Source organism: Streptomyces boluensis, assembly GCF_009908195.1.
In the GTDB taxonomy this organism is placed as follows: domain Bacteria; phylum Actinomycetota; class Actinomycetes; order Streptomycetales; family Streptomycetaceae; genus Streptomyces; species Streptomyces boluensis.
In genome coordinates this window covers 1-3,638 of record NZ_JAAAHS010000560.1, presented here as the reverse complement: position 1 = coordinate 3,638, position 3,638 = coordinate 1, and the positions used below count along the sequence as shown (strand labels likewise).

Annotated in this window: 4 protein-coding genes; 2 read left to right on the top strand and 2 right to left on the bottom strand. The window is 70.9% G+C overall.

All coding sequences use genetic code 11. The annotated features are described in order from the left end of the window. Positions 1 to 3 precede the first annotated feature (3 nt). Both GUY60_RS35805 and GUY60_RS35800 read left to right on the top strand, forming a co-directional pair. The gene (locus GUY60_RS35805) at positions 4 to 924 is read left to right on the top strand and encodes a protein phosphatase 2C domain-containing protein (protein WP_246236086.1); all 921 of its coding nucleotides are present in this window, start codon (positions 4 to 6) and stop codon (positions 922 to 924) included. A 220-nt stretch (positions 925 to 1,144) separates the two neighbouring features. Beyond that, positions 1,145 to 2,887: a pyruvate dehydrogenase gene (locus tag GUY60_RS35800; protein WP_161705592.1), complete on the top strand. Its 1,743-nt coding sequence runs from the start codon at positions 1,145 to 1,147 to the stop codon at positions 2,885 to 2,887. 34 nt (positions 2,888 to 2,921) lie between these two features. Here GUY60_RS35800 and GUY60_RS35795 read toward each other — a convergent pair whose 3' ends face one another. Both GUY60_RS35795 and GUY60_RS35790 read right to left on the bottom strand, forming a co-directional pair. Next, positions 2,922 to 3,227 carry a hypothetical protein gene (locus GUY60_RS35795; protein ID WP_161705591.1) on the bottom strand — a complete coding sequence of 102 codons (306 nt, stop codon included), beginning with the start codon at positions 3,225 to 3,227 and terminating at the stop codon, positions 2,922 to 2,924. A gap of 179 nt (positions 3,228 to 3,406) precedes the next feature. Next, the coding region (locus GUY60_RS35790) for a glycosyl hydrolase-related protein (RefSeq protein WP_246236084.1) at positions 3,407 to 3,638 on the bottom strand (232 nt) is incomplete at its 5' end.

Below are 3,638 nucleotides of genomic sequence, written 5' to 3'. Positions count from 1 at the left end.
ACCCTGCCCCCGGCCGACCCCGAGGAGCTGGCCGGACTCGTCGCGGACACGGTGCTCGACGGCGCCCGGTACGGCTCGTGCACGCTGCGCGCCGCGTCCGTACGCGGCGACTCGGCCCGGTACCGCGGCGAGCCGCGCCGCGACGCGCTGCTCACCGCGCGCTTCGGCAGCGGCGACAGCGGGCTCGTCCTGGTCGCCCTGGCCACCGGCGCGCGGGCCTCGGCGGGCGCGCACCTCGCCGCCGCCGAGGCCTGCCGGTGGATCGGCGCCGCGGTGGGCCGCAGCCACGTCCGGCTCGCCGACGACATCAGGGCGGCCCGGCGCGGCGACCTCAAGTCCGGGCTGCACCGGCTGACCGACCGCACCCTCGGCAAGCTCCGCGCGGCCGCCGCCGAACAGGGCCTGGAACCCGAGGAGTACAGCGCGACGACCCTGCGCTGCCTGCTGATCCCGGCCGATCCGCGGTGCCGTACGCGGGTGTTCTTCGGCGTCGGTGGCGGCGGTCTCTTCCGGCTCAGGGACGGCGGCTGGCAGGACATCGAACCGCAGGCCACGGAGGCCACGGGCGAGCCGGTGCCCGGCTTCGGCGGGGCCCTGCCGGACGCTCTGCTCGACGAATTGCCCGACGGCTTCCTCGACGAGCTGACCGAGGGCGACCGCCGCACCATGAACCTGGCCGTCACGACCCCGCCGAGCGAGCCGTTCCGCTTCCGTGCGTCGGTGGCCCGTCCGGGCGATCGGCTGTTGCTGTGCAGCGGCGGTCTCGCGGAACCCCTGCGCGGCGAACCGAAACTCGCCGGTCACCTCCTCCACCACTGGTCCGCCCCCGAGCCCCCTGGCCTCACGGAGTTCCTCGCGGATGTGCAGGTACGGGCGAAGGGGTACGCGGACGACCGCACGGCTTGTGCGATCTGGGAGGCGTGAGGGGGTTGCCCCTGCGGGGGGCTCTTTCCCCGCCCCGCCCCTTCCCGAATTTGTCCTGCCGGACGGGCCTCCTCAATCTCCCCCAGCTACCGCTGGGAGGTGCCCCCAGAGGGGCTAAAAAATAGCCCCTCCGGCGTTTGCGGGGAGGGGATCACAACAGGCGCGCCCAAGCCTCCCGTGAGTGGATGAACGCACCAGCCCCGCAGGAAGGTGCGAAGAAATGCCCAAGCAGAACGTCGCCGAGCAATTCGTCGACATCCTCGTCCGCGCGGGCGTGAAGCGCCTCTACGGAGTCGTGGGCGACAGCCTCAACCCGATCGTGGACGCGATCCGGCGTACCGGCGACATCGACTGGGTGCAGGTGCGGCACGAGGAGACCGCCGCCTTCGCCGCAGGCGCGGAAGCCCAGGTCACCGGAAAACTCACCGCCTGCGCGGGCTCCTGCGGACCGGGCAACCTGCACCTCATCAACGGCCTCTACGACGCGCACCGTTCGATGGCCCCGGTCCTCGCCCTCGCCTCGCACATCCCGTCCAGCGAGATCGGCCTCGGGTACTTCCAGGAGACCCACCCCGACCAGCTGTTCCGTGAGTGCAGCCACTACAGCGAGATGATCTGCAACCCGAAGCAGATGCCGCGGCTGCTGCAGACCGCGATCCAGCACGCCGTCGGCCAGGGCGGCGTCAGCGTCGTCACGCTCCCCGGCGACGTGGCGTCCGAGCCCGCCCCGGAGCGGGCCGTCGAACACGCCCTCGTCACCGCGCGGCCCACCGTCCGCCCGGGGGACACGGAGATCGACAAGCTGGTCGAGATGATCGACGCGGCGGACCGGGTCACCCTCTTCTGCGGCAGCGGCACGGCAGGCGCGCACCGGGAGGTCATGGAGTTCGCAGGGACCGTCAAGTCCCCGGTGGGGCACGCGCTGCGCGGGAAAGAGTGGATCCAGTACGACAACGAATTCGACGTCGGCATGAGCGGACTGCTCGGCTACGGCGCCGCGTACGAGGCCACCCACGAGTGCGATCTGCTGATCCTGCTCGGCACGGACTTCCCGTACAACGCGTTCCTGCCCGACGACGTGAAGATCGTGCAGGTCGACGTGCGGCCCGAACACCTCGGCCGGCGCTCGAAGTTGGACCTCGCGGTGTGGGGTGACGTACGCGAGACGCTGCGCTGTCTGACGCCGCGGGTGAAGCCGAAGCCGGACCGGCGGTTCCTCGACAAGATGCTGAAGAAGCACGCGGACGCGCTGGAAGGCGTGGTCAAGGCGTACACCCGCAAGGTCGAGAAGCACGTCCCGATCCACCCCGAGTACGTGGCGTCGGTGCTCGACGAACTGGCCGACGACGACGCGGTGTTCACCGTCGACACCGGCATGTGTAACGTGTGGGCGGCGCGTTATCTCTCGCCGAACGGCAAGCGCCGCATCATCGGCTCGTTCTCGCACGGCTCGATGGCGAACGCGCTGCCGCAGGCCATCGGCGCCCAGTTCACGGACCGCCGCCGCCAGGTCGTGTCGATGTCCGGCGACGGCGGCTTCTCCATGCTGATGGGCGACTTCCTCACCCTCGTCCAGCACGACCTGCCGGTGAAGGTCGTGCTGTTCAACAACTCCTCTCTGGGAATGGTCGAGTTGGAGATGCTGGTGGCCGGGCTGCCTTCGTACGGCACCGGCAACCGCAACCCGGACTTCGCGGCCGTCGCGCGGGCCTGCGGCGCGTACGGAGTGCGGGTGGAGAAGCCCAAGCAGCTCGCGGGTGCGCTGAAGGACGCGTTCAAGCACAAGGGCCCCGCGCTGGTCGACGTGGTCACCGACCCGAACGCGCTGTCCATCCCGCCGAAGATCAGCGCCGACATGGTGACCGGCTTCGCGCTCTCCGCGAGCAAGATCGTGCTGGACGGCGGGGTGGGCCGCATGGTCCAGCTCGCCCGCTCCAACCTGCGGAACGTGCCGCGGCCTTAGACCGTGTCCTAGGTGGTGGGGCCCGTCCGGAACGTCAGAGGGTGCCGGAGGAGGGCTTGTCGCCGGGCCGGTTACGGAAGATGCTGACGTGCCATTCGCCGCTCTCGCGGGTGACCGTCAGCGTCTCGCGTACGTCCCCGCCCTCGCGCGTCCGTGCGTGCAGCTTCGCGGAGCCGACGTCCGGGCCGAAGTCATGCTCCACGCGCACCTCTTGTACGCGCAGGCCCTTGCCGCCCCGCTCCTCGATGATCTCCTGCGCCTCTCGCCGGGCCCGGCGGTCCGAGGGGACGCCGCCGGCCTCGATCAAGGCCGCGGCGTCCCGCTCGTTGAGCGCCCGCACATACGCCTCCACGGATTTCCGCGCACCGGCGTCATCCGCGGAGCCCCTTTCCCGGGACGATCCCCCGTCCTCCCCGCAGCCCAAGAGCAACGCGGGGGTCACAACTACCGCGGCGATCAACAGGGTTCGGCGTCGTGGCATGTCAGCCTCCGCTCAGCCCCTCCGGCGTTTGCGGAGATTCAGGAAGAGGCGGGGAGGGGATAAGCGAACCGCAGCGTCAGGATCTGGAACGGCCGCAACCGCACCGCGAACCCGCCCTCGGTGGACTCCGCCGCGTGCAGGGGGCGTTCGAGGAGGTCGGTCACGTCGGCCCGGCTCACCGGGAAGGACGTGGTCAGGGTGGCCCGCGCCCGCCCGCCCCGCGACTCGTAGAGCCGTACGACGACATCCCCGCTGCGGTCCTCCGCGAGT

Bases quoted from the DNA above. Each gene is read 5' to 3' on its own strand.
- GUY60_RS35800 (WP_161705592.1), top strand. From the start codon at position 1,145: ATGCCCAAGCAGAACGTCGCCGAGCAATTCGTCGACATCCTCGTCCGC.